Annotated in this window: 4 protein-coding genes; 1 reads left to right on the top strand and 3 read right to left on the bottom strand. The window is 62.7% G+C overall.

Going from position 1 to position 3,632, the window contains the following annotated elements; translation table 11 throughout:
* Window positions 1–82: 82 nt before the first annotated feature.
* From EN994_RS22540 to EN994_RS22530, 3 genes are all read right to left on the bottom strand, one after another.
* Complete coding sequence (locus EN994_RS22540; RefSeq protein WP_196815384.1) at window positions 83–796, bottom strand: ABC transporter permease; 714 nt, start codon at window positions 794–796, stop codon at window positions 83–85.
* A 155-nt stretch (window positions 797–951) separates the two neighbouring features.
* On the bottom strand, window positions 952–1,752 hold the full coding sequence (locus EN994_RS22535) for a transporter substrate-binding domain-containing protein (RefSeq protein WP_063169843.1): 801 nt from the start codon (window positions 1,750–1,752) through the stop codon (window positions 952–954).
* A gap of 53 nt (window positions 1,753–1,805) precedes the next feature.
* On the bottom strand, window positions 1,806–2,621 hold the full coding sequence (locus EN994_RS22530) for an ABC transporter ATP-binding protein (protein WP_063169844.1): 816 nt from the start codon (window positions 2,619–2,621) through the stop codon (window positions 1,806–1,808).
* Between the two features lie 213 nt (window positions 2,622–2,834).
* Between EN994_RS22530 and EN994_RS22525 the strand changes: the two genes are divergently transcribed.
* A partial coding sequence (locus EN994_RS22525) for an arginine deiminase family protein (RefSeq protein ID WP_127307816.1) occupies window positions 2,835–3,632 on the top strand: 798 nt, incomplete at its 3' end.

Here is a 3,632-nt window from a genome sequence, read left to right as displayed (position 1 = left end):
ATCAGGATCAGCACGATGCGGTGCGGCTGCAGCCACAGCGACGTTCGCGCGACGACGTCGATGATGGTCGCCTCGTTGGCCATCAGCGCGCCTCCTTGAGCGAAGGCATGCCGCGCCGCGACCAGGTCTCGACCCGGCCGATAACGAGGTTGGAAAACAGCGACAAAAGCAGATAGAGCACGCCCGCCGCGAAAAAGAAGGTGAAATAGGCCTTGGTGACGCCCGCTGCCTGCCGCGTTGCCAGCGCCAGCTCGTAGAAGCCGACAACAGCCAATAGCGCGGTGTCCTTGGTGGCGATCAGCCAGAGATTGGCGAGGCCCGGAATAGCGAAGGGCAGCATTGACGGCAAGGTGATGCGCCGCAACATCAGGCCCGGAGACATTCCATAGGCGCGGGCGGCTTCGATCTGGCCCTGCGGAATGGCCAGGATCGCGCCGCGTATCACCTCTGTCGAATAGGCGCCCTGGACGAAGCCGAGCACGGCGATGCCGGCGGCAAGGCCGCTCACGTCGACGCGCTGATAACCCATGGCCGTCAGCGCCTGATTGATCAGGTCGGTGCCGGCGTAATAGAGCAGCAGGATCAGCACCAGTTCGGGCACGGCGCGCACGATGGTGGTGTAAACCGCCAGGAGATCGCGCACCACCGGCCCGCCATAAAGCTTGCCATAGGCGCCGCCGGTGCCGATCAGAAGGCCGAGGCACGTGGCGCCCAGCGCGATCTCGATCGAATGCAGCAGCCCAACCAGAAGCGCCCCGCCCCAGCCTGGCGGGTAGGGCGAGAGAAGCTCGGTGATGCCGGCCGCGGAGGCCGAAAGAAGTGCGTCGATCAGCGTCGCCCCCGAAGTGCTGACTAACCGCCGACGGCTGCGTCGGCGGCAAACATGCCTGGGAAAGATCGAGCAGGTGGGGCATGGCGCGACGCCACACCCCACAGCTCATACGAGGATCGTCAGTTCGACTGCGCGCCGCCGCCGCCGTAAATGTCGAAATCGAAGTATTTCTTCGAGATCTCGTCATATTTGCCGTTGGCGCGGATCGCCTTGATGCCGGCGTTGATTTTGCCCTTCAGGTCGGTGTCTTCCTTGCGCACGCCGGCGCCGACGCCCGGTCCGAGCACTTCGTCATCGGGAGCGACCATGCCCTTCAGGTCGCAGCAGGCTTTGCCCTGGTCGGATTTGAGGAATTCGCCAAGCGCGATGGAATCGGCCTGCACCGCGTCGAGACGGCCGGCGGCCAGATCGTTGTTGGCCTCGTCCTGGGTCTGGTATTCCTTGATCTCGGAGGCTGTGCTGCCAAAGTGCTTCTTGGCATAGACAGCGTGCACCGTCGACACTTGCACGCCGACGATCTTGCCCTTGAGGTCGTCCGGAGCGGAGCCGAATTTCTGGTCCTTCGGGCCGATGATCGCGGTCGGCGTGTTATAGTACTTGTCCGAGAAATCGATCGTCTTCGCGCGTTCGGCGGTGATCGACATCGAGGAGACGATGAGGTCGATCTTCTTGGTCGTCAGAGCCGGGATGATGCCGTCCCAGGCAACCGGGGTGATGACGCAATCGAGCTTCTCCTCGGCGCAGACGGCGTCGATGAAGTCGATCTCCCAGCCGATCCATTTGCCCGAAGCATCGGGCGAGGTGAAGGGCGGATAAGGCTCGGCGGCGACGCCGATCTTGACCGGATCGGCCTTGGCCACGCCCATGGCGGCGACGCCGAGCAGCAGCGCTGCGGCAAATGTCTTCAGAACGGTCTTCATTTCATGACTCCCAGTTTGTTGTTGGTTCCCGGTTTTCTTCCGTCCCGGCTTGCCTAGCCGATGTTGCGGATGAACTGCTTCAGCCTTTCGGATTTCGGTGCGCCGAAGATCTGCTCCGGCGGCCCTTCTTCCTCGACCAGCCCGTTGTAGAGGTAGACGACATGGGTCGCGACCTCGCGGGCGAACTTCATCTCGTGGGTGACCAGCACCATGGTGCGGCCTTCGCGCGCCAGGTCGCCGATCACCTTCAGCACCTCGCCGACCAGTTCGGGATCGAGCGCGGAGGTGGGCTCGTCGAACAGCATGACGCGCGGATTGATGGCCAGCGCCCGGGCGATCGCGGCGCGCTGCTGCTGGCCGCCCGACAGATAGGCCGGATAGACGTCGCGCTTTTCAGCCAGACCGACACGGGCGAGCAGCCTCTCGGCCTCGCCGATCGCCACATCGCGCTTGACGCCAAGCACATGCACCGGAACCTCGATGACGTTTTCGATCAGCGTCATGTGGCTCCACAGGTTGAAGTTTTGGAACACCATGCCGAGCTTGGAGCGGATGCGCTCGATCTGCTTGCGGTCGGCCGGAATGGTGTGGCCGTGGCTGTCGGCCTTGAGCTTGATCTCCTCGCCATTGACGCGAATGATGCCGCTGGTCGGGTTTTCCAGGCAGTTGATGCAGCGCAGCAGGGTCGATTTGCCGGAGCCCGAGCCGCCGATGATGGCGATGACCTCGCCGTCGCGCGCCGACAGCGAGACGCCCTTCAGCACATGCAGCTCACCGAACTTCTTGTGCAGGTTCTCGACATGGATGGCTTCGGCGGCGCCGTCCTGCGCCTTGCCGGATCGGACTGCGGCAGCTTCCACCACGCTCACCGGGTGACCTCTATCGGGTCGGCTGCGGTTCGTCGAACGTGTATCCGGCTAATTAACATATACGCTGTACTGCCCCGCTCCAGACTTCAGCATGGACCCAACGGCGAGAGCCCGTCAATCCTGCTTATTACGGCACTTGCGAGCTTGTTGTGCAAGTGTATAAATAGCCTTCCATGAAATTTTCTCGATTTTTTTCAGCGAAAAAGGACTTCGATGAGCGCTTTCGGATCACAGTCCATGGCGGCGCCGCTGCGCCGCGTGCTGATGCGGTCGGCGGCCAACGCCATGCGCAATGCCGACAGGGCTGCCTGGCACTATGGCCCCGGATTCAATCCGGCGAAAGCGGCATCGCAGCACGCGCTCCTTGCTGAACTGGTGGCGGCTTCCGGTGCCGAAATCGAATGGATCGAGGACACGGCGGATGGACTTTCGGACTCGGTGTTCACGCACGACCCGTCGCTGATGACCGATCGCGGCGCGCTGATTCTGTCCATGGGCAAGCCGTTGCGCGCCAGGGAGCCCTCGCTGCATGAGGAAACCTACCGAAGGCTGGGCATTCCAATCCTGGGCCGCGTCGAGGTTCCTGGCCAGGTCGAAGGCGGTGATTGCGTATGGCTCGATGCCCGTACGCTGGTGATCGGGCGCGGTGTCCGCTCCAACCAGGAAGGCATCCAGCAGGTTTCCAACCTGCTGACGCCGCTGGGCGTTTCCGTCTACGGCTTTGATCTTCCGCTGTGGCAAGGCGAAGAAGCGTGCCTGCATCTGATGTCGGTGATCAGCCCGCTGGCCGACGACCTCGCATTGGTCCATTCACCGCTTTTGCCGGCCCCATTCTATCAGATGCTGAAGGCGCGTAACATCCGGCTGGTCGAAGGCGACGCCGAAGAGTTCGCGGCTTCCAACGGCCTTAGCCTGAACGTGCTGCCGACCAGCCCACACAAGATCATTGCCGTCGCAGGCTTTCCAAAGACCAAAGCCGCGATGGAAGCCGCCGGCTGCACGGTCGAAATC

It is taken from the genome of Mesorhizobium sp. M7A.F.Ca.CA.002.09.1.1 (assembly GCF_003998555.1).
GTDB lineage: Bacteria > Pseudomonadota > Alphaproteobacteria > Rhizobiales > Rhizobiaceae > Mesorhizobium > Mesorhizobium ciceri.
Note: the sequence above shows the minus strand (reverse complement) of the source record. Positions and strands in the feature narration are given on the sequence as shown.